The organism is Pseudomonas sp. FW507-12TSA (assembly GCF_058781435.1).
This window is the reverse complement of sequence record NZ_JBYSWT010000009.1, coordinates 40,744-61,482: the sequence shown is the minus strand read 5'-3', so window position 1 is coordinate 61,482 and position 20,739 is coordinate 40,744. Positions and strand designations below refer to the sequence as shown.

The following is a 20,739-nucleotide window of genomic DNA, read 5'->3' as shown; positions in this document are numbered from 1 at the left end:
GCAGCCCGGCTCACGCCCACCCAAACCACGGGATTCAGGCAGGTTCGGCCAGCTTCATGCGCTCGGCCTTGAGCTGGGCCTCGCGGGCCTGGGCCTCGGCCAGGCGATAGAGCTCGATGGTGCCATCCCAGTGCTCGATCAGCGCCGTGCAGGATTCCACCCAATCCCCACAGTTGAGGTATTCCACCTCGCCCACCTTGCGGATCTCGGCATGGTGGATATGGCCGCAGACCACACCGTGCAGCTCGCGCTTGACGCATTCATGGGCGATGGCTTCCTCGAAATCACTGATGAAGCTCACGGCGGTCTTGACCTTGTGCTTGAGATAGGCCGACAACGACCAGTAGCCATAGCCGTAGCGTGCCCGCCAGTGGTTGAGCCAGCGGTTGAGGGTCAGGGTGAACTCGTAGGCCGAATCGCCCAGGAACGCCAGCCAGCGGTGATAGCGGGTGATGACATCGAACTGGTCGCCGTGGATCACCAGCAAGTGGCGGCCATCCGCGGTGACGTGCACCGCCTCGTCCACCAACTGGATGTTGCCCAGGATCAGCTTGGAATAGCGCCGCAGGAATTCGTCGTGGTTGCCGGTGACGTAGATCACCTCGGTGCCGCGCTTGCTCATGGTCAGCAAGCGACGGATGACGTTGGTGTGGGCTTGGGGCCAGTACATCCCGCCCCGCAGCTTCCAGCCATCGATGATGTCGCCCACCAGGTAGATGCGGTCGGCGTGATAGCTCTTGAGAAACTGCGCCAGGTGCTCGGCCTGGCAATCCCGGGTGCCCAGGTGCACATCCGAGATCCACAGGGTGCGTACCCGCTGCTTGCGGCTGGGTTTGGCGAGTTCGGCATGGGTCATGGACGCTCTCCGGGATTTTTTGCGAGCTTGCTCCCAAGCGGTGAATGGCCCATGACAGATATGCGGCAGAGCGATGACAGCGCGAAAGGCCCGACGGCCGGTGTAGACTGCGGGCCTGCCAAGGAGACCGCGATGGGATCTATCCTCACCCTGCGCCACTATAGCCACGACCTGATCGCCCACAGCCACGAGCATGCGCAACTGGTATTCGGCCTTTCGGGCCAACTCGACTTCGAGGTCGAGGGCCGGGGCAGCCAGGTGCGGCAGCAGAGCTTCGTGGTGGTGCCGGCCGGCGCGCGGCATATCTGCGGCAGCCCCGGCGGCAGCCAGTGCCTGGTGCTGGACATACCCGGCGAACATTGGCTCGGCCAGTCCCTGGGAGAACATGCCGAGGCCAGCCGGCGCTTGCTCGACAGCCCGCGGCGCCAGGTCCTGGCGCCGAACCAGAGCCGCCTGGTCAATTGGCTGGCGGACAGCCCAGTGGACGACCCGGTGATCGCCCAGCAAGGGGCGGTGCTGCTATTGGCCAGCCTCAACCAGCCGGCCGCTGGCCACCCTGGTGAACGACGCCTGCCTTTTGCCGCGCTGAACGCCCATATCGATCGCCACGCCGCCCATCCCTTGCAGGTGGCCGACCTGGCGCGAATCGCCGGTTTGTCCGGCACACGCCTGCACGCGCGCTTCATCGCCGAATGCGGGCGCACGCCCATGGACTACGTGCGCAGCCGGCGCCTGCACATGGCCGTGGAACTGTTGCGTGGCTCGTCGATGCCCATCGGCGAGGTGGCCGACCGCGTAGGCTATGGCTCCCAGAGCGCTTTCTCGGCGGCGATATTGCGCGAATTCGGCCGCTCGCCCCGCCAGTTGCGCCAAGAAGCGCACGCGAGTTGCGCGACAAAAGCCGGCAGCCTCGCGACAGACGACATCGGTGCCGGCCCCGTAGACTGAGCCCATCGTCCCGGCCATCACGGCCCGTCTTGCGTTAAGGAATGACATGACCCCGCGTACCGCCCTTGGCGCCCTGCATATCGGCGCACTGATGTTCGGCCTGACCGGTGTGTTCGGCAAACTGGCCGCCGCTTCACCGGCGGTCATCGTGTTCGGCCGCGCGGCCTTCGCCGTGCTCGCCCTGGGGTTCTTCGCCCGCCTGGCCAGCAATGCGCCCTGGCAGCGGCTGGCCACCGGCGACTGGTTGCGCTTGCTGCTCAGCGGCCTGTTGCTGGCGGGCCACTGGGTGAGCTTCTTCGTCTCGGTCAAGATCGCCGGCGTGGCCATCGCCACCCTGGGTTTTGCCAGCTTCCCGGCCTTCACGGTGATCCTCGAAGGCTTGATCTTCCGCGAGCGGATCCGCATCAACGAGATCGTGCTGGTAGCCCTGGTGAGCATCGGCCTGGTGCTGGTTACCCCGGACTTCGACCTCGCCAGCCAAGCCACCACCGGCCTGCTCTGGTCCGTGGCCTCGGGCTTGCTGTTCTCCCTGCTGTCGCTGAACAACCGCGCCGGCTCGGGACGGATTCCAGCGGTACAGGCGGCGCTGTGCCAGAACCTGGTGGTGGGCCTTTGCCTGCTGCCGGTGGCGGCGCCGGAACTGCCCGAGGTACGCGCCATGGACTGGCTGTGGATCAGCCTGCTGGGCATCTTCTGCACCGGCCTGGCCCACAGCCTGTTCGTCGCCAGCCTGGCGGTGATCAAGGCACGCACCGCGGCGGTGGTCTTCGCCCTGGAGCCGGTCTACGGGATCACCGTGGCCTGGGTGCTGTTCGGCGAGAACCCGACCCTGCGCATGCTGCTGGGCGGAGCCTTGATCATCACCGCGATCGTGGTCTCCAGCCGCCTGTCCGCGGGTTCAGGCAGCCAGGGCAAAACCGCCCAGGCCGGCTCTCACTGAGACCGGTCGTTGTGGCCCAGGTCACGCTCGGGATCGATGCAGTCGCGGACCCGTTGCTTGAGCACCTTGGCTTCGGGAAAACCGCCATCGGCCTTGCGCTCCCAGATCTGCACGCCATCGCACTGGATGCGGAAAGTACCGCCGGTGGCGGGCTCCAGGGAGACCTTGGCCAGGTCGTCGCTGAAGGTGCTCAACAGCTCCTGGGCCAGCCAGGCCGCTCGCAGCAGCCACTGGCACTGGGTGCAATAGGTGATGATCACTTCGGGTTTACGTTCAGTCATGGTACGGCCGGGTCCTGAGTTCGAGGGCGTCGCTATAATAGCCGGCTTTATCGCCAGCCCCGAGAAGCCTGATGCGCCGCTTGCTGTCTTGCCTGTTGCTCTGCCTGCTCCCCGTGATCGCCCAATGCGCCGAGCCGGCGCATCCGAAAATCGGCCTGGTGCTGTCCGGTGGCGCCGCCCGCGGCCTGGCCCATGTCGGGGTGCTCAAGGCCCTGGAAGAACAAGGCATCCGCATCGACGCCATCGCCGGCACCAGCATGGGTGCGGTGATCGGCGGGCTCTACGCCTCGGGCTACCAGATCGACGAGCTGGAGAAGCTGGCCCTGGAGATCGACTGGAAGCAGGCCCTGTCCGATGCGCCGCCCCGGGAAGACGTGCCCTTTCGGCGCAAGCAGGATGACCGCGATTTCCTGGTCAAGCAGAAGCTCAGTTTCCGCGACGACGGCAGCCTGGGCCTGCCGCTGGGCGTGATCCAGGGCCAGAACCTCGCCCTGTTGCTGGAAAGCAAGCTGGCCCACGCCAGCGACACCCGCGATTTCGACAAGCTGCCGATCCCGTTCCGGGCGGTAGCCACCGATATCGCCAGTGGTGAAAAAGTCGTGTTCCGCAAGGGCCACCTGCCCCAGGTGATTCGCGCCAGCATGTCGATCCCGGCGGTATTCGCCCCGGTGGAACTCGACGGCCGGTTGCTGGTAGACGGCGGCATGACCGACAACATCCCGCTGGATGTGGCCCGGGAAATGGGCGTGGATATCGCCATCGTGGTGGATATCGGCACGCCACTGCGCTCGCGCAAGCAGCTCAACACCGTGGTCGACGTGCTGACCCAGTCCATCACCCTGATGACCCGGCGCAACTCCGAGGAACAGCTGGCCGCGCTGCACAAGGGCGACGTGCTGGTCCAGCCGGCACTCTCGGCATTCGGCGTCACCGATTTCGGCCGCGCCCAGGAGATTATCGACGCTGGCTACCGCGCCACCCGGATCCTCGACGCCCGACTGGCCCACTTGCGCCGGGAAAATCCGCAGCCCGCGCAGCTCACCGCCGCCCGCCAGCCCAGCCAGCGCACGCCGATCATCAGCCAGATCAAGGTGGAAAACGATTCCAAGGTCAGTGACGACGTCATCCGCTACTACATCCGCCAGCACATCGGCGAGCCCCTGGACCTGGGCCGCCTGGAAACCGACATGGGCACCCTCTACGGCCTGGACTTCTTCGAGCAGGTGCAATACCGGGTGATCCACAAGGGCCAGGACAATACCCTGGTGATCAGCGCCCGGGGCAAGCGCAGCGGCACCGATTACCTGCGGCTGGGCCTGAGCCTGTCCGATGACTTGCGCGGCGAGAGCGCCTTCAACATCGGCGCCAGCTACCGCATGAACGGCATCAACAGCCTCGGCGCGGAGTGGCTGACGCGACTGCAGATCGGCGACCGCCAGGAGCTGTACAGCGAGTTCTACCAACCGCTGGATGCCGGCTCGCGCTACTTCGTCGCCCCATTCATCTCCGCGCAGTCGCAAAACGTCGAGGCCACCCTGGACAACGACCCCATCGCCGAATACCGCGTCGAGCGCTACGGCTTCGGCCTCAACCTGGGTCGGCAGATCGGCAACAGCGGCGAGGTGCGCTTCGGTGTGGGCGAAGCCTGGGGCAATGCCGATGTGCGCATCGGCGACCAGGACCTGCCGAAGCTGCACTTCAACGAAGGCTACTACCAGTTGCAGTACTCCTTCGATTCCCTGGACAACGTCTACTTCCCCCACTCGGGTGAAGACATTCACCTGACCCTGCGCCAGTTCGAACCGGGCCTGGGTTCGGACAAGCACTACCGCCAATGGGAGTTCAAGCTGGACAAGGCCCTGAGCAGCGGCCCCAACACCTTCATCCTCGGCGGGCGCTATGGGCGGACCCTGGACGCCGCCGACGTGGTGACGTCCAGCTTCCTGCTGGGCGGTGCGCGACAGTTGTCGGGGTTTCGCCAAGACGCCCTGTCGGGACAGAACATCAGCCTGGCCCGGGCGGTGTATTTCCGCCGGCTCACACCACGCTCCTACCTGCCCCTGGATTTCCCGCTGTACCTGGGCGGCTCCCTGGAACGGGGCCGGGCGTGGAACAACGACAACGCCTTCGACAGTGGCTACATCAACGCGGCCAGTATCTTCCTGGGCTTCGATACGCCACTGGGGCCGCTGAATTTCAGCTACGGCTTCAACGACGAAAACCAGAAGGCCCTGTCGCTGAACCTGGGCCAGACCTTCTGACAAGCGTGCGCCAGCGGCCCGCTGGCGCAGTGGCGACCAGCAGGATCAGCAGTGAAGGGAGATGATGAAGACCGGAGTCAGGCGACCCCGGTCGCAGGCTTCAGGACTTTTCCAGGTTGGCCAGGATACGTCCGTGGACGCGCATGCACACCCGCATGTCCTCTTCATCGACGCCAATGAACAATTCATGGCGCAAGGCAGTGGCGATGGTCTCGATCTGGTCGATCAGGGGGCGCGCCGAAGGGCAGAGGACGATCTTCTTCGCCCGGCGATCTTCCATCACCGATTGCCGCTGGACCAGGCCCTGGGTTTCCAGGCTATCGAGCAAACGGGCCAGGGTCGGCCCCTCCACGCCGACGCTTTGCGCCAACTCGCGCTGGGTCGGCGCTTCTTCGAAACGGGCCAGGTGCAGCAGCACCAGCCAGCGGGCTTGCGAGAGGCCCAGGCCAGCCAGGCGGCGGTCCAGTTCAGCACGCCAGCCGCGGGACATATGCGCCAGCTGCATGCCAAAACGGTGTTCATCGGTCAACGGCATAAAACACTCATGATCAGGCTGAAAATAAAGAAAAACTAATTATTAGTCAGCTAAGCATGCCCCTTGCCAGTAGGCAAGTTCTGTAAGGCACTGAATCGTTACAACATTGACGCACCCAAGTTTAAATCTCGAACTCCGATTGCAGCGCCGCACGCACGCAGTACAACACGCCCTCGGGCACCCGGCCGGCGAACAACTCGATCACCTCGGCCACGGGCGGCAACTCGCCTTCGCCATCGAGGAACGCGTCCTGGATTTCCCCCAGCAAGTCCTCGGGCAAATCCAGCGCCTGCTCCAGGGATAATTGCTGCTTGCCGATCGCTTCGGCGAGCAGGGTGTAGACGTTCTTTTCGGTGCATTGCAACTGGCCGGCGATCTGCACCGGAGTCATGCCGGCACGGGCCAGGGTGATCAGTTCATGACGAATATCGGCAACCACCTTCGGCGCCTCGGCAGTTCCGCCCAGCACCTCGAGGAACGCCGCACCATAGCGCTCCAGCTTGCGGGCACCGACACCGCTGACCCGAGCCATCTCGGCCTTGGACCCAGGCTGGCTGCGGAGCATTTCCAGCAAGGTCGAATCAGGGAAGATGACATAGGGCGGTACGCCGTGCTCTTCCGCCAGCTTGCGGCGCAACGCCCGCAGCGCTTCCCACTGCTCGCGCTCTTCGCCCCGAACCAGCTGGCTGGCCTGACTGGTGCTCTTGGCCGCGGTTTGCGGCTTGAGATCGCGGCGCAGCTCCAGGGAGACTTCGCCCTTGAGCAACGGCCGGCAACTGTCACTCAAGCGCAAGCCGCCGTAGCCTTCCAGGTCGATGTCGGCCAACCCGCGAGCCACCAGTTGGCGGAACAGCGAGCGCCACTCGCCTTCGCTACGGGCCTTGCCGACACCGAACACCGACAAGTGCTGATGACCGAAGCTGCGGACCTTTTCCGTGTCCTTGCCCAACAGCACGTCCACCAGGTGCCCGACGCCATAGCGCTGGCCGGTGCGGTAGATCGCCGACAGCGCCTGGCGCGCCGGCTCGGTGGCATCCCAGGTCTGCACTCCATCGACACAGTTGTCGCAATGACCGCAGGGCTGCGGCATGTCTTCATCGAAATAGGCCAGCAGCGCCTGGCGCCGGCAACGGGTTTCCTCGCACAGCGCCAGCATCGCGTCGAGCTTGTGCTGCTCGAGACGTTTGTGGCGCTCGTCGCCCTCGGAATTCTGCAGCATCTGCTTGAGCATCAGCACGTCCTGCAGCCCATAGGCCATCCAGGCATCGGCCGGCAGGCCGTCACGACCGGCACGCCCGGTTTCCTGGTAGTAGGCCTCCAGGGACTTGGGCAAGTCCAGGTGGGCGACGAAACGTACGTTGGGTTTGTCGATACCCATGCCGAAGGCGATGGTCGCCACCATGATCAGCCCCTCCTCGTTGAGGAAGCGCTTCTGGTTATAGGCGCGCAACTCGGCCGGCAACCCCGCGTGGTAGGGCAAGGCGGTGAAGCCCTGCTCGCAGAGGAACGCCGCCACCTCGTCGACTTTCTTGCGCGACAGGCAGTAGACGATCCCGGCATCGCTGCGCCGCTCGTTGAGAAATGCCTGCAACTGCTTGCGCGGCTGCTCCTTGGGCACGATCCGATAAAAGATGTTCGGCCGGTCGAAACTGGACAGGAAGCGCTCGGCGTTCTCCAGGTGCAGGCGATTGACGATCTCTTCGCGGGTTCGCTTGTCGGCGGTGGCCGTCAGGGCGATTCGCGGCACCTCGGGGAACATTTCCGCCAGTTGCCCCAGTTGCAGGTACTCGGGACGGAAGTCATGCCCCCATTGGGATACGCAGTGGGCTTCGTCGATGGCGAACAGGGCAATATCCAGGCTCTGCAAGAACGCCAGCATCCGCGGCTGGACCAACCGCTCGGGAGCGAGGTAGAGCATCTTCACTTCGCCACGCCGGATACGCACCGCCAGGTCACGCTGCTGCTCGGGGCTCAGGGTAGAGTTCAGCGCCGCGGCTGCGACCCCCAGCTCCTCCAGGGTGGCGACCTGGTCCTCCATCAGCGCGATCAATGGCGAAACCACCACCGCCAGGCCAGGGCGCAACAATGCGGGGACCTGGAAGCACAGGGACTTGCCGCCACCGGTGGGCATCAGCACCAGCGCGTCGCCACCGCTAGCCACGCGCTCGATGATCGCCCCCTGGCGACCACGGAAACTGTCGTAGCCAAAGATGTCCTTGAGGACGCGCTGAGCCTGTTCGAGCATGAAAAACTCCAAAAATTACGGAAATCACCAGGGGGACGCCGTTGCCCGGCCGCCTGTGCGATGGGGCTTGGCAAGGCGTCGCCGCCAGGTTGCAACGCCCACTTGCACCGGTGCTTGGAACCGCGGCACCTGCCTGGGCGGGCGGACCCGGCCTGGCCATCGGCCTGGCGGGTCACACGAAACGCGCGAGTATACCCGAGCCCTCCCCCGCAAAGGGCGCCGACAATGGACCGCTGGTAACCTTTGGAACCGCTCGCAGCTGCATCGTGGCTGGCCTGGGCGCTCAAGAAAGCCTAGAATTCAGCATCGTTTATTCCCCAAGGTAGCCGTCAATGTCCTTCGCTGAGCAACTAACCCGCCTGCAAGTCTTCCTCGATGCAGATGATCTGCACGACGAGGCGCTGGACTACGTGGCCGCTCACGGCTACCTGACCGCGCTGTCGATCTGCTCGGAAAGCGTCCCCGAGCGTGAATGGATCGACACCCTCTTCGCCGAGGAGCCGCACTACCGCGATGCCGCCGAGCGCGAAGCCATCGAATCGACCCTGCTGGCCCTGAAGGCGCACATCGCGCGCCAACTGGCCTCGGATGAAGAATTCGAACTGCCTTGCGATCTCGACCTGGGCGACGACCCGGACGACTCCGACCTGCGCGGCTGGTGCATCGGCTTCATGGAAGGCGTATTCCTGCGTGAAGCGGCCTGGTTCGAAACCGCCGAGGAAGAAGTCAGCGAGATGCTCCTGCCGATCATGGTGGGTTCCGGCCTGTTCGACGAACAGCCCGAGTTCTCCGACATTGCCAGCGATGCCAACCTGATGGACGACATGATCGTGCAGATTCCTGAAGCACTGACCGCGTTGTACTTGCTGTGCAACGCACCCGACGAAAAACCGGCACTGCTCAAGCCTCGCCACCACTGAGCCCGAGCCTATGGCCAAGCCCATAGGCCAGCGTCCCCTGCTGTTGCGTTACGTTCTACTGGCCATCGGCTGGTCGAGCGTAGCGCTAGGGGTACTCGGCATCTTCCTCCCGGTACTGCCCACCACTCCTTTCCTGCTGCTGGCGGCCGCCTGCTTCGCTCGCAGTTCTCCGCGCTTCTACCGATGGCTGGTAGACCACCCGCGCCTGGGTCCATGGATCCGCGACTATCTGGAAGGCAACGGCATTCCGCTCAAGGGCAAGATCTATGCGATCGGCCTGATGTGGCTGAGCATCGGCTTGTCCTGCTACCTGGTGCCATTGCCCTGGGCCCGCGGTTTCATGCTCACCAGCGCGGTGCTGGTGAGCATCTACATCCTGCGCCAGAAGACCCTGCGCCGGCCCTGAAAAACCCGAGCGGGATCAGGGCTTGGCGTGGTTGCGCTGGTAGGTTTCGGCGCCCATGGCGGCGATCTGGCCTTCGATCAAGGCGTCGAAGGGACGCAGCAGCGGCTCGAACGAAGCCGGTGCCTCTAGGGCCTGCAATGCCTCGACTATGGCCTCCAGGGTCGACAGGGCACCGGGACCGGGGGCCTTGCGCAGGCGATAGCGCGAGGCCGGCGTAGCCTCCAGGGTGACCCGGGGCAATTGCGCCAACAGCGGGTTGAGATGCAACAGCTTGCGCGCCTTGCGCCAGGTACCATCGGGGACCACCAGCAACATCGGCTCCTGGCTTGGCGAGTAGGCCCGCAGCGGTTGGGCAGCGTCCGCCGGAAACAGCAGGTGCGGCTGGTATCCGGGACGCCCGAGCAGCTCCGGCAGGTCCTCGAACACTTCCCCGACCCTCAGCTCGGCATTGCTCAGCCCCAGTGCCGCCAGCCGCGCGGTATTCAGGGCGTGATTGACCTCGCTCGGATGCTGCAACACCAATACCCGGGTGCGACTGGATAACCGTGGAATCAGCGGACACAGGCAATGGCCAGCTGGACGCAGGCATCGCTCGCAACGTGCTCGAGACATGAAAACTCCTTGCAGGCTGTTGAAAAATGTAGGCGAGGCAGCCAGCGCAGGGCGAAAACAAGCGAAAAAGCGCAGTTTACGCGTGGTAAATGAGCATTTTGACCAGGCTGGCGCACCAGCCTGTTTTCAACGCAGCGATGGCAACGCAGGTAGTTTTTTAACGACCTGCTAGCTAGACCTGGTTCAACTGGGCCTTGAGCAGGTCCCGGAAAGTCTGGATCAATGGCTCCCGGCCACGGCCACGGCGCATGATCATGGAAAACGGCGCCTGGTAACCGAAGGTCGCAGGCAGCAACACCCGCAGATCGCCCCTGTCGGCCCAGGCTTGGGCATAGTGCTCCGGCAGGTAGCCGATATAGGCCCCGGAGAGCACCAGGATCAACTGCGCCTCCATGCTCTCCACCGTCGCCGCGCTGTGCTTGAAGCCATGCCGGGCCAACTCGGCCTGGCTCCAGTAACCACGCCCCACCATGCGCTGCTGGGTGATCACCTGCTCGGGGATCCGCCGCTCGCTGTACAGCGGATGGCGGTTGCTGCAATACAGCCAGTGCTGCTCGCGGTACAGCGGCATGTACACCAGGCCGCTCATGCGCGTGGAAAAAGCCCCGATGGCCAGGTCCAGGCGATTGTCCTGCACCCCCAATTGCAGCTCGTGGGGGCTCATCACCGACAAGTGCAGGTGTACCGCCGGGTGTTCCTGGCTATAGGCGCCAATCGCTTCGGCGAACGGCAGGGCCTTGTCGCTCACGGTGGAGTCGATCACCCCCAGGTTCAGGGTGCCGCGCAACTCGCCCTTGAGCGCGGCGGCATACTGTTCGAAGCCCTCCAGCTCACCCAGCAGGCGCAGGGTTTCCTGGTGGAACAACTCGCCCTTGCTGGTCAGGCTGAACCCGCCCCGTCCCCGGTGGCACAACACCAACCCCAGGGACGCTTCCAGCTGGCTCATGTAGGTGCTGATGGCCGACGTCGACAGATTGAGCTCATGCTGGGCATTGGCGAACCCCTGATGCCTCACCACGCTGACGAAGATGCGCAATAGTTTCAGATCAGGTAAAGCGTTGGCCATGACAGGCTCCGCTAGCAGGTGAAAAAGACACCTTCCCTGTGGCGCACAGGCTCGCGACGCTGGGCGGTCGAGCAACTGCGATGACGTCCATGTGCACTTCAAATCAGCCCCGGCAACCCGGATGACGGCGACTGCATTACCAGCCGGGAGCGAGCGCCTGCGCCATGCAGGGCCTTGGAAAGCGCGCCAGAGTCTAGCCTGCCCGCTGCAATTAGTTTAGAAAAATCTGAACTAAGTATTTGCCCGTAGCGATTCTTTCCCCGCACTACATTTCGCAGAATCGGCCTCACTCGGTCGAATGGGCAGGACCTGCTGCGCCCTCGACCCCATAAATAGAACAACGATGAGGCCTATCCCGTGGACAAGACTCTCCACCAACCACTGGGCGGCAACGAAATGCCGCGTTTCGGCGGCATCGCCACCATGATGCGTCTTCCCCATGTCACCACCCCTGCCGGCCTGGATGCCGCATTCGTCGGCGTTCCCCTGGACATCGGCACCTCGCTGCGCTCCGGCACCCGCTTCGGCCCGCGGGAGATCCGCGCCGAATCGGTGATGATCCGTCCCTACAACATGGCCACCGGCGCCGCGCCGTTCGACTCGCTGAACGTGGCCGATATCGGCGACGTGGCGATCAACACCTTCAACTTGCTGGACGCCGTGCGCATCATCGAGGAAGCCTACGACGCCATCCTCGAACACAACGTCATTCCCATGACCCTGGGCGGCGACCACACCATCACCCTGCCGATCCTGCGGGCCATCCACAAGAAACACGGCAAGGTCGGCCTGGTGCACATCGACGCCCACGCGGACGTCAACGACCACATGTTCGGCGAGAAGATCGCCCATGGCACGACCTTCCGCCGCGCCGTGGAAGAAGGCCTGCTGGATTGCGACCGCGTGGTGCAGATCGGCCTGCGGGCCCAGGGCTACACCGCCGAGGACTTCAACTGGAGCCGCAAGCAGGGCTTCCGTGTGGTGCAGGCCGAAGAGTGCTGGCACAAGTCCCTGGCCCCGCTGATGGCCGAAGTCCGCGAGAAGGTCGGCAACGGTCCGGTGTACCTGAGCTTCGACATCGACGGCATCGACCCGGCCTGGGCACCAGGCACCGGCACCCCCGAAATCGGCGGCCTGACCACCATCCAGGCCATGGAAATCGTCCGTGGCTGCCAGGGCCTGGACCTGGTGGGCTGCGACCTGGTGGAGGTCTCGCCGCCCTACGACACCACCGGCAACACCTCGCTGCTGGGGGCCAACCTGCTCTACGAAATGCTCTGCGTGTTGCCCGGCGTGACTCATCGCTGAGAACCAAGGCATGAGCCACTGGCATTACGTGCTCGACGCCGCAGCCGGATGGCTCGCGGCGCCAACGGCCGATGCCGGCTTGCGTCACCACCATCCCCAACCGTCGCTGTCCCGTGATGCCGAACCGGCATCGCAGTGTCGGCGGCGGACCAGGGATGATTTCGCGGTACGGACACGTAGCGCGAACAACGTTGGCGCCGGCCTGCAAGCCGATGCCGGCGGGTTAATTCATGACGTGGCTACGATGTCGCGCATGCAAGGGGAGCAACACTTTAGCCAGGAGCGCGCCACCTTCGGGTTGCGCCAACAACAAGAAGGCCTATGGCTGGCCTGCCACGAATTTTTGTCCGCGATGCCGGAAGGGCTGCCACCCCCTTAGCCAATGTGATCGGAGCAGATCATGAATAACAAAAACAAAGAAACACGCCTTAGCGGTACTGAATTCAACAGGGTCGAACAGATCCCCGGTGGCGCACACAACGCGGGAGCCCGCGACCGCCTGCGCCCTATCTCCGCCGACATCCGACTTACTGTGCCCGAACGCCTCAGTGGCTCGCTGCGCGGCCTGTCGCCCTCCCTCGCCCCCTCTTCGCTAGGTAGCTGCGGCAACGCTCTGTCGGGCCCCTGCCCGAAACCTGCCCAGACCTCCCGCCCCGAGGATTCGTGCGACCACCAGCATGCCCGTCGTTGCCGGCGTAGCTCCCTGCGCCAAGTCGCCTGACCTGCGCGCGGTGGCGCGCCAGCCACCGCGGCACATGACCTGTTTGTTTCACATAAAAAAGATAATCGGAGACACGCCATCATGGCTCTAGATCTATTCGTCGTACTCATCTACGCCGCCGGCATGCTGGTGCTCGGCTACTACGGCATGCGCAAGGCCAAGACCCACGAAGACTACCTGGTGGCCGGACGCAACCTGGGACCGACCCTGTACATGGGCACCATGGCCGCCACCGTGCTGGGCGGCGCGTCCACCGTCGGCACCGTGCGCCTGGGCTACGTCCATGGCATCTCCGGCTTCTGGCTGTGCGCCGCCCTCGGCGCCGGGATCATCGCCCTGAACCTGCTGCTGGCCAAGCCGCTGCTCAAGCTGCGGATCTTCACCGTGACCCAGGTCCTGGAAAAGCGCTACAACCCCATGGCCCGCCAGGCTAGCGCGGTGATCATGCTGGCCTACGCGCTGATGATCGGCGTGACCTCGATCCTCGCCATCGGCACCGTGCTGCAAGTGCTGTTCAACCTGCCGTTCTGGCTCTCGGTGCTGCTGGGCGGCGGCGTTGTGGTGATCTACTCGGCGATCGGCGGCATGTGGTCGCTGACCCTGACCGACATCGTCCAGTTCGTGATCAAGACCGTCGGCCTGATGTTCCTGCTGCTGCCCATCTGCCTCTACCGCGTCGGTGGCTGGGATGAACTGGTGGCCAAGCTGCCGGCGGCGAGCTTCAGCTTCACCACCATCGGCTGGGACACCATCATCACCTACTTCATGATCTACTTCTTCGGCATCCTGATCGGCCAGGACATCTGGCAGCGGGTATTCACCGCCAAGACCGAGAAAGTCGCCCAGTACGCCGGCACCCTGGCGGGCTTCTACTGCGTGCTCTACGGCCTGGCCTGCGCCCTGATCGGCATGGCCGCCCACGTGCTGCTGCCGGATCTGGATAACGCGAACAACGCCTTCGCCGCCATCGTCAAGGCTTCGTTGCCGGACGGCATCCGTGGCCTGGTGATCGCTGCCGCCCTGGCCGCCATGATGTCCACCGCCAGCGCCGGCCTGCTGGCCGCTTCCACCACCCTGACCGAGGACCTGCTGCCACGGCTGCGTGGCGGCAAGCAATCGAGCCTGGGGATCAACCGCCTGTTCACCCTGCTCACCGGCATCGTGGTGCTGGGTATCGCGCTGGTGGTCAACGACGTGATCAGTGCCCTGACCCTGGCCTACAACCTGCTGGTAGGCGGCATGCTGATCCCGCTGATCGGGGCGATCTTCTGGAAGCGCGCCACCACCGCCGGAGCCATCGCCAGCATGAGCCTGGGGTTCATCACCGCCCTGGTGTTCATGTTCAAGGACGGCCTGGATGCCAACACTCCGATCTACTACAGCCTGATGGCGGGCCTGGTGAGCTTCGTGGCGGTCAGCCTGGCTTCGCGACGCACGGCCCCGCTGGCCAGCGCGATCTGAGCTGAAGAGCGGTAGCTGAAGTTTTTCTTCGACGGGTGCGGCGTCGGTGGCCGCACCCGTTTTTTTTACGCCCAGGCAACGCAGCACAAGGCTTGCGGCATTTCCCAGGGGACGAATGGTCACCCCTGCGGCAAAATTCCTGTGCTGTACTCTGACTCAGCGACGATCGTTCCTGCAGGAGAACGGTACAAGGATCGCTGGCAGCAACTGTGCGCGCTATCGCATCACCCTTGGACGGGGTCATAACAATAAAAACCTCTCCCCCTGCCCCGAGGTGTTTATGGACCGTTTCGACATCCAGCAAAGCATCCGCCAGGCCATCGAAGCCCAAATGGCGCAGAAATGGCGGACCCCTCCCAGCCAGGCGCAAACCAGCGACACCTACTCCCTGGACCTCAAGGCCCTGTTGCACAGCCTGGAAAACGAGTTCGACATCCGACTCGACGCCGAACACGACCTGTACTGGATCCACTCCATCAGCGAGCTGAGCCTGTTCATCCTGGAAAAGACCCGGCGCCGGGACCTTCGCCCCATGCATCCGTGACCCGCGATCATCGCCCAAGGCGGTCCGATGAACCGCAGCGAAGCCCGTCGGGCCGTGCATGCACTCATTCGCTGCTGGCTGGGCGAACGCACCTGCCTGGACGATGGCAGCGAGCTCAGGGACCTTGGGCTGGAGCGGGATGATCTGGAAGAGTTGCTGTGGCGCCTGGAGGATCGCTTCGGCCTGTGCGTTCCCACCGGCGAGGAACAGCGCGCGCTCCAGGAACTGCGCTGCGTTCAGGAACTGATCGAGTGGTTACTGGAGATGTCTCGGCGACAAGAGGATTGATTCGCAGGGCCGGCTTGCGGCCCGGCGTCAGGGAGCTGCGGGCGAGAGCCGGGGCCTGTCCCCGCTCTCGCAGCGAGATCAGCGACGACGTTGCCGACGGCGCCGCAGTTCTTCCTCGGTAGGAATCGGCACCGGTTGCAGCGGTGGCTCGATCAGGCCCAGTGCAACGCCAAGGTCGTGCAGCCAGCTTTGCAGTTTGTCTTTCATAGTGCCCCCTCAAGGGTCATGCCAAGCGGCTGTCATACGCCGCCTCAAGCAGATAATAGTCCTAAGTTTTCCCGCGCGCTGCCCTGTAATGGCAATGAACTGTTACTGGATTATGGCCAATCGCCCAGGACCGCTCATGCCAAGGCACGCACCGACTGCTCTATCGGACCAGCGGAGCCTTGTTGCAGTTCGATCCAGGCATTGAGGTTGGCCCCCACCATGCCCTTGCGCCACATCAGCCAGGTGGTGGAGTGGGCGAACGGCTCGGCCAGGGGATGCACCGCCACGCTTTCGCGCCCGGGCAGGCTATCGAGCATCGACCGAGTCATCAGGGCAATCCCGGAACCGGCGATCACGCAGGCCAGCATGCTCTGATAGGACTCGATCTCCATGGCCCGGCCCATTGCCGCATGGTAATGGGCGAACCACGACTCCAGGCGCATGCGATAGGAACAGCCCTGGCGAAAGGTGAATACCGCCCGCCCCTCGACATCCAGGGCCGTGTGCACCGGCGGATGATCGACCTCGCTGATCAACACCAGGTTCTCCTTGCACAAAGGCACGCCGTCCAGCCCCGCCAGTTCCATCGGCCCGTCCACCAGCGCGGCATCCAGGCGTCCGGCGAGCAGCCCTTCGAGCAGCTCGCCCGTGGGGCCGGATTGCACATGCAGGTTCACCGCCGGATAGGTACGGTGGTACCGCGCCAGGAGCCCCGGCAGGTGAATGGCCGCCGTGCTGTACATGGTACCCAGGACAAAATCGCCGGCCGGCTGCCCCCCCAGCACCGCCGCCTGGGCCTCGTCGTGCAGGGCGAACAGGCGCGCGGCATAGTCCAGCAACACCTTGCCCGCCGGCGACAGTTGCAGGCGCTGGCGCTCGCGCAGAAACAGCTCGACGCCCAGTTGATCCTCCAACTGCTTGAGCCGGGTGGACAGGTTCGACGGCACCCGGTGCAAGCGCTCGGCGGCCCGGGTGATAGAGCCTTCTTCGGCTACGGCCTGGAAGATACGCAGTTGGCTGAACTCCATGACCTTCTCCAAAACTGAACAAGTTGCTCAATATTATTCATTTTTAAAGAAAGTCAATCGGCTCTAGCCTGACGGTCATCCTCCCTGTCACTGGAACAACGACCATGTCTCCCCTGATCCGTCTGCTCGCCAGTTTCGTTGCCCTGATGCTGGCCATGGGCATTGGCCGCTTCGCCCTGACCCCGCAATTGCCGCACCTGATCAGCGAAGGCCAGGTCGACCTGACTGCCGGCGGACTGATCGCCGCCGCCAACTACCTGGGTTATCTCATCGGCGCCCTGGATGCGATGCTGGCACGACGCCCGTCCCAGGTGCGCGGGCGCCTGCTGGGAGGGTTGTGGCTGTGCGTGCTGCTGACCCTGGCGTCGTTCTGGGCCCAGGGCTTCTGGCCGCATTTGCTCCTGCGCTTCGGCACCGGGGTGGCCAGCGCCTGGGCTCTGGTGATGATCACCGCCTTGAGCCAGCCCCTGGCCCAGGCTGCCGGGCGCCCGCGGCTGGGAGCACTGGTGTTCGCCGGCCCCGGGCTGGGCATCATGCTCACCGGCCTGCTGGCCCTGGGCTCCAATCTGCTGGGGCACGACTCGGCCGAGCTGTGGCTGCTGTACGCCGCAGTGGCCTTGTTGATGCTGCTGGTCATCCTGCCGATCCTGCCCCAGGCCGGCACCGGCCCGCAGGCTGCCGTCCAGGCCAACCCCGTGAGCGAGCCTGGCGTGGGCCGCCTGGGACTGGTCTACGGTTTGTACGGCATGGGCTACATCATCCCCGCGACCTTTCTCGCGCAGATGGCCAGCGCCCAATTCCATGGCCAATGGCAGGCCGACCTGTTCTGGCCCGGGTTCGGCATGGCCGCCGCCCTGGGGGTATTGCTGGTCAGCCTGCGCCGGCACTATCCGGACAGCACCCGCCACTGGCTGGTCGCGACTTTGTGGCTACAGGCCATCGGCGTCTTTGTCTGCCTGCTGGACAGCGGCTGGGGGCTGTTGCTGGGGGTGCTGCTGTGCGGCACGCCGTTCCTGGCCTGCATGCAACTGGTGATGCAACGTTCCCGGGAGTTGGCGCCCCACGCCGTCCAGCGCAACACCGGCTTGCTCACCGCCTGTTTCGCCGTGGGCCAGTTGAGCGGCCCACTCCTGGCGGCGCTGAGCAGCCACTTCAGTGGCAGCCTGCAACTGGCCCTGCTGGTTGCGGGTGGCGGCCTGCTGCTTGGCGGGGGCCTGCTGCTGAGCCGACAACGGCTGCAGCCCTCGTGCGCGGCGCTGTCCTGAGACTGCTCAGCCTTCCTTGATTTGCTCCCACAGGCGGGCGACATCCTCGACACTGCTCGCCGCGACCCGAGCCAGGCTCCGGGGATAGTCGACCCCGGGGTTCTCACTGAAGCGGGTCGCGGTGAACTGGCCATTGCTGGCCCGCAGTACGTAGCCACTATCACGGCAAGCGGCGCTGGCCAGGTAGAGCACTCCCGGGGTCACCCATTCCGGCTTGAGCTCGACCGGGGCCTCGGTCACGCCCCACATCCGGGTCTTGGCCACCGGCGAGACGGCGTTCACCAGGATCCCGTGCTCCCGCCCCTCCATGCCCAGGGCATTCATGATGCCCAACTGGGCCATCTTGCCGGCCGCATAGGCCAACAGCCCGGGTTGGGCATACTGCTGATACATGGCCCGGTCCGAGGTGGTCAGGACCACCCGCGCCACGCCAGAGCGCTTGAGATAGGGCCAGGCGTGCTTGCACAACCAGGTCGGCGCCTGCACGTTGACGTCCAGCGCCCGCGAAAGAAACTCGCGGTCGGTGTCCTCGATGCCCTGGTAACCGACCCAGCCGGCGTTATGGATGATGATGTCCACCCCGGCGAAAGTATCGACGGCCAGGGCCACCAACTGCCGGGCCGTGGCTTCATCGGCCAGGTCGCCCGCATGGGCGACCACCTGCCCGCCTTCGGCCTGCAGCATGCGCGCCGCGGTGACGGCCACCTGCTCATCGGCGCCCGCGCCCAGGCGATCGGTGCCCAGGTCGCTGATCACCACCTGGGCGCCCAGCCCGGCCAACGCGCGGGCATAGTCCAGGCCCAGGCCGCGCCCGCCCCCGGTGACGATGGCAGTCCTACCCTTGAAATCCATGTTGGCCTCTCCTGTTGTGTCGCCCGCACCTTAACAACAAACAACGGGAGGACTTGATACTTTATCGATGCGCCACTGATACCCCGCAGCTATCAGCCCGGGCCCGGTTGGAGCCTGCCGGCGGCGCCTCTATGATGACGGCCTGTCGCTCAATGCCAACGAGGGAATGCGAGAAATGGTCGAGACCCGCCTGCTCAGGCAGTTCATCGCGGTCGCCGAGGAACTGAACTTCCACAAGGCCGCCAACCGCCTGTTCATGGCGCAACCGGCCCTGAGCCAGGCTATCCATCGCCTCGAGCAGAAGCTCGGCTTCGGCCTCTTCATCCGCAACCGGCGCGAGGTCAGGCTGACCCCGGCCGGCTCGACATTCCTCGATGTCGCCTACCGTACCCTGAAGGACCTGGAGCAGGGTATCGAGCAAGCGCGCCAGGTCGGTGCAGGTATTGCCGGCCAGCTCACCATCTGTACCCTGTCCCTGACCTACTACGATGGCCTGCTCCATGGCCTGCGGCGTTTTCGCGAAAGCTATCCCAAGGTCCGGCTGGTCATCCGCGAGATGCCCTCCGCCAGCCAGGCCAAGGCCCTGTTGGCGGGCGAGGCGGATATCGCCTTCATGCGCCTGTTGCCCTTGCCTGCCGACTCCATCGAATCACGCTTGATCCTCGACGAGCGGATCGTCATGGCCCTGCCTGCCGGGCATCCACTGGCCAACAGCCAGGAGGTGCGCTTGCAGGAGTTTGCCGACGAGGCTTTCGTGTTCACCCCCCAGCCCCTGGGCAGCGGATACCACAGCCAGTTGATGGGCCTGTGTGCAGCCGCCGGTTTCCAGCCCCGGGTGGCCCAGGAAGCGGCGCGGGTCCATACCCAGATCGGCTTGGTAGCCTGTGGTTTCGGAGTGGCGCTGGTACCGGAATCGGTGGCCGATACCACCCTGCGGAACAAGGTGGTGTTCCGCCCGTTGACAGCGCTGGAGCGCAAGCCGAATCCCGGCATCGGCCTGTACATGAGCCACAACCGGCTCAATGCTTCGCCACTGCTGGAGAACTTCATCGACTTGCTGGATTTTGCGCCACCGGCGTCCGCCGAAGTGGCCTGAGAGCCGCCCCGGGGACGCCAAGCCCCCGGAATGGAAGGGAACGAGCCTTAGCTGAGCTCGATACGATCGGCGTGGATGACGATCTCGCCCTGCTTGTAGAGGGCGCCGATGGCCTTCTTGAAATTGCCCTTGCTGACCCCGAACAGGCGGCTGATCAGGGCCGGGTCGCTCTTGTCGCTGACCTCCAGGGTGCCGTTGTTTTCCCGCAGCCTGGCCAGGATCTTGGCGTTCAGGCTGCTGGCGGCCTGGGCCCCCACAGGTTGCAGGCTGAGGCTGATCTTGCCATCGGCACGCAGCTCCTTGATGAAGCCCTTTTCCTGCATGCCGGAACGCAGGAACTTGAACACCTCGTTCTTGTGGATCAGGCCCCAGTGCTTGTTGTTGATGATCGCCTTGAAACCCATGTCGGTGAACTCCACCACCAGCAGGTCGACTTCCTGGCCGGCCTGGTAGTTGGCCGGGGTCTTGTCCAGGTAACGGTCCAGGCGAGCGGTGGCGGTGATGCGGCGGGTGTGGCGGTCCAGGTAGACATGCACCACGCAGTAATCACCGGCATTGAGCTGGCGCTTTTCCTCGGAATACGGCAACAGCAGGTCCTTGGACAGTCCCCAGTCCAGGAAAACGCCGATGCTGTTGACTTCGACGACCTTGAGGCTGGCGAACTCACCGACCTGGACTTTCGGCTTCTCGGTTGTTGCAATCAACTTGTCTGCACTATCCAGGTAAACAAAAACGTTCAGCCAATCTTCATCTTCACTGGGAATATCCTTGGGAATATAACGATTGGGCAGCAATATCTCGCCATCCGCACCGCCATCCAGATACAAACCGAAGTTGGTGTGTTTAACCACTTGCAAACTGTTGTAACGCCCGACTAAAGCCATTTCCAATACCCTCAT

Annotated in this window: 22 protein-coding genes; 12 read left to right on the top strand and 10 right to left on the bottom strand. The window is 64.3% G+C overall.

The window, feature by feature from the left end; all coding sequences use genetic code 11:
* Positions 1–34 precede the first annotated feature (34 nt).
* A complete protein-coding gene (locus tag AC3WK8_RS10905) occupies positions 35–856 on the bottom strand; it encodes a UDP-2,3-diacylglucosamine diphosphatase (RefSeq protein ID WP_022642984.1) in 822 nt (273 codons plus the stop codon).
* 132 nt (positions 857–988) lie between these two features.
* On the opposite strand from AC3WK8_RS10905, the gene AC3WK8_RS10900 reads away from it, so the two are divergent.
* Both AC3WK8_RS10900 and AC3WK8_RS10895 read left to right on the top strand, forming a co-directional pair.
* Positions 989–1,804 carry an AraC family transcriptional regulator gene (locus tag AC3WK8_RS10900; RefSeq protein ID WP_085595945.1) on the top strand — a complete coding sequence of 272 codons (816 nt, stop codon included), beginning with the start codon at positions 989–991 and terminating at the stop codon, positions 1,802–1,804.
* Between the two features lie 46 nt (positions 1,805–1,850).
* Entirely contained in the window at positions 1,851–2,744 is an 894-nt protein-coding gene (locus AC3WK8_RS10895; RefSeq protein WP_103324865.1) for a DMT family transporter, read from the top strand.
* Here the strand turns inward: AC3WK8_RS10895 and AC3WK8_RS10890 are convergent.
* On the bottom strand, positions 2,738–3,025 hold the full coding sequence (locus AC3WK8_RS10890) for an Rdx family protein (RefSeq protein WP_022642980.1): 288 nt from the start codon (positions 3,023–3,025) through the stop codon (positions 2,738–2,740). The genes AC3WK8_RS10895 and AC3WK8_RS10890 overlap by 7 nt on opposite strands.
* Before the next feature lie 71 nt (positions 3,026–3,096).
* Here AC3WK8_RS10890 and AC3WK8_RS10885 point away from each other — a divergent pair, with 71 nt between their 5' ends.
* On the top strand, positions 3,097–5,286 hold the full coding sequence (locus AC3WK8_RS10885; RefSeq protein WP_103324866.1) for a patatin-like phospholipase family protein: 2,190 nt from the start codon (positions 3,097–3,099) through the stop codon (positions 5,284–5,286).
* Between the two features lie 100 nt (positions 5,287–5,386).
* On the opposite strand, the gene AC3WK8_RS10880 is transcribed toward AC3WK8_RS10885, so the two are convergent.
* Both AC3WK8_RS10880 and recQ read right to left on the bottom strand, forming a co-directional pair.
* Positions 5,387–5,821 (bottom strand): MarR family transcriptional regulator, encoded by a 435-nt coding sequence (locus tag AC3WK8_RS10880; protein WP_085595951.1) that lies wholly within the window; start codon positions 5,819–5,821, stop codon positions 5,387–5,389.
* A gap of 121 nt (positions 5,822–5,942) precedes the next feature.
* Positions 5,943–8,066 (bottom strand): DNA helicase RecQ, encoded by a 2,124-nt coding sequence (gene recQ / locus AC3WK8_RS10875; RefSeq protein ID WP_103324867.1) that lies wholly within the window; start codon positions 8,064–8,066, stop codon positions 5,943–5,945.
* Positions 8,067–8,398: 332 nt separating this feature from the next.
* Between recQ and AC3WK8_RS10870 the strand changes: the two genes are divergently transcribed.
* Entirely contained in the window at positions 8,399–8,986 is a 588-nt protein-coding gene (locus AC3WK8_RS10870; protein ID WP_053135167.1) for a UPF0149 family protein, read from the top strand.
* 10 nt (positions 8,987–8,996) lie between these two features.
* Entirely contained in the window at positions 8,997–9,392 is a 396-nt protein-coding gene (locus AC3WK8_RS10865) for a YbaN family protein (protein ID WP_022642976.1), read from the top strand.
* Between the two features lie 15 nt (positions 9,393–9,407).
* Here the strand turns inward: AC3WK8_RS10865 and AC3WK8_RS10860 are convergent, their stop codons facing one another.
* Complete coding sequence (locus tag AC3WK8_RS10860) at positions 9,408–10,004, bottom strand: tRNA-uridine aminocarboxypropyltransferase (protein WP_085595956.1); 597 nt, start codon at positions 10,002–10,004, stop codon at positions 9,408–9,410.
* Between the two features lie 172 nt (positions 10,005–10,176).
* Positions 10,177–11,070: a LysR family transcriptional regulator gene (locus AC3WK8_RS10855; RefSeq protein ID WP_031321135.1), complete on the bottom strand. Its 894-nt coding sequence runs from the start codon at positions 11,068–11,070 to the stop codon at positions 10,177–10,179.
* Positions 11,071–11,427: 357 nt separating this feature from the next.
* Here AC3WK8_RS10855 and speB point away from each other — a divergent pair, with 357 nt between their 5' ends.
* From speB to AC3WK8_RS10830, 5 genes are all read left to right on the top strand, one after another.
* Complete coding sequence (gene speB / locus AC3WK8_RS10850; protein WP_022642973.1) at positions 11,428–12,378, top strand: agmatinase; 951 nt, start codon at positions 11,428–11,430, stop codon at positions 12,376–12,378.
* Between the two features lie 10 nt (positions 12,379–12,388).
* Positions 12,389–12,757, top strand: a complete 369-nt coding sequence (locus AC3WK8_RS10845) for a DUF4440 domain-containing protein (RefSeq protein ID WP_103324868.1) — start codon at positions 12,389–12,391, stop codon at positions 12,755–12,757.
* A 423-nt stretch (positions 12,758–13,180) separates the two neighbouring features.
* Positions 13,181–14,560, top strand: coding sequence for a sodium:solute symporter family protein (locus tag AC3WK8_RS10840; protein WP_103324869.1), 1,380 nt, complete (start codon positions 13,181–13,183; stop codon positions 14,558–14,560).
* Between the two features lie 280 nt (positions 14,561–14,840).
* On the top strand, positions 14,841–15,104 hold the full coding sequence (locus AC3WK8_RS10835) for a hypothetical protein (RefSeq protein WP_022642971.1): 264 nt from the start codon (positions 14,841–14,843) through the stop codon (positions 15,102–15,104).
* A 27-nt stretch (positions 15,105–15,131) separates the two neighbouring features.
* On the top strand, positions 15,132–15,392 hold the full coding sequence (locus AC3WK8_RS10830; protein ID WP_085595962.1) for a hypothetical protein: 261 nt from the start codon (positions 15,132–15,134) through the stop codon (positions 15,390–15,392).
* Between the two features lie 78 nt (positions 15,393–15,470).
* Here AC3WK8_RS10830 and AC3WK8_RS10825 read toward each other — a convergent pair whose 3' ends face one another.
* The gene (locus tag AC3WK8_RS10825) at positions 15,471–15,599 is read right to left on the bottom strand and encodes a PA1414 family protein (RefSeq protein WP_022642969.1); all 129 of its coding nucleotides are present in this window, start codon (positions 15,597–15,599) and stop codon (positions 15,471–15,473) included.
* 134 nt (positions 15,600–15,733) lie between these two features.
* On the bottom strand, positions 15,734–16,627 hold the full coding sequence (ptrR, locus tag AC3WK8_RS10820; RefSeq protein ID WP_103324870.1) for a putrescine utilization regulator PtrR: 894 nt from the start codon (positions 16,625–16,627) through the stop codon (positions 15,734–15,736).
* A gap of 104 nt (positions 16,628–16,731) precedes the next feature.
* Here ptrR and AC3WK8_RS10815 point away from each other — a divergent pair, with 104 nt between their 5' ends.
* A complete protein-coding gene (locus tag AC3WK8_RS10815) occupies positions 16,732–17,892 on the top strand; it encodes an MFS transporter (RefSeq protein ID WP_103324871.1) in 1,161 nt (386 codons plus the stop codon).
* 6 nt (positions 17,893–17,898) lie between these two features.
* On the opposite strand, the gene AC3WK8_RS10810 is transcribed toward AC3WK8_RS10815, so the two are convergent.
* Complete coding sequence (locus AC3WK8_RS10810; protein WP_103324872.1) at positions 17,899–18,744, bottom strand: SDR family NAD(P)-dependent oxidoreductase; 846 nt, start codon at positions 18,742–18,744, stop codon at positions 17,899–17,901.
* A 175-nt stretch (positions 18,745–18,919) separates the two neighbouring features.
* On the opposite strand from AC3WK8_RS10810, the gene AC3WK8_RS10805 reads away from it, so the two are divergent.
* A complete protein-coding gene (locus AC3WK8_RS10805) occupies positions 18,920–19,840 on the top strand; it encodes a LysR family transcriptional regulator (RefSeq protein ID WP_103324873.1) in 921 nt (306 codons plus the stop codon).
* A 47-nt stretch (positions 19,841–19,887) separates the two neighbouring features.
* On the opposite strand, the gene AC3WK8_RS10800 is transcribed toward AC3WK8_RS10805, so the two are convergent.
* The gene (locus tag AC3WK8_RS10800; protein ID WP_103324874.1) at positions 19,888–20,724 is read right to left on the bottom strand and encodes a CvfB family protein; all 837 of its coding nucleotides are present in this window, start codon (positions 20,722–20,724) and stop codon (positions 19,888–19,890) included.
* Between the last annotated feature and the right edge of the window lie 15 nt (positions 20,725–20,739).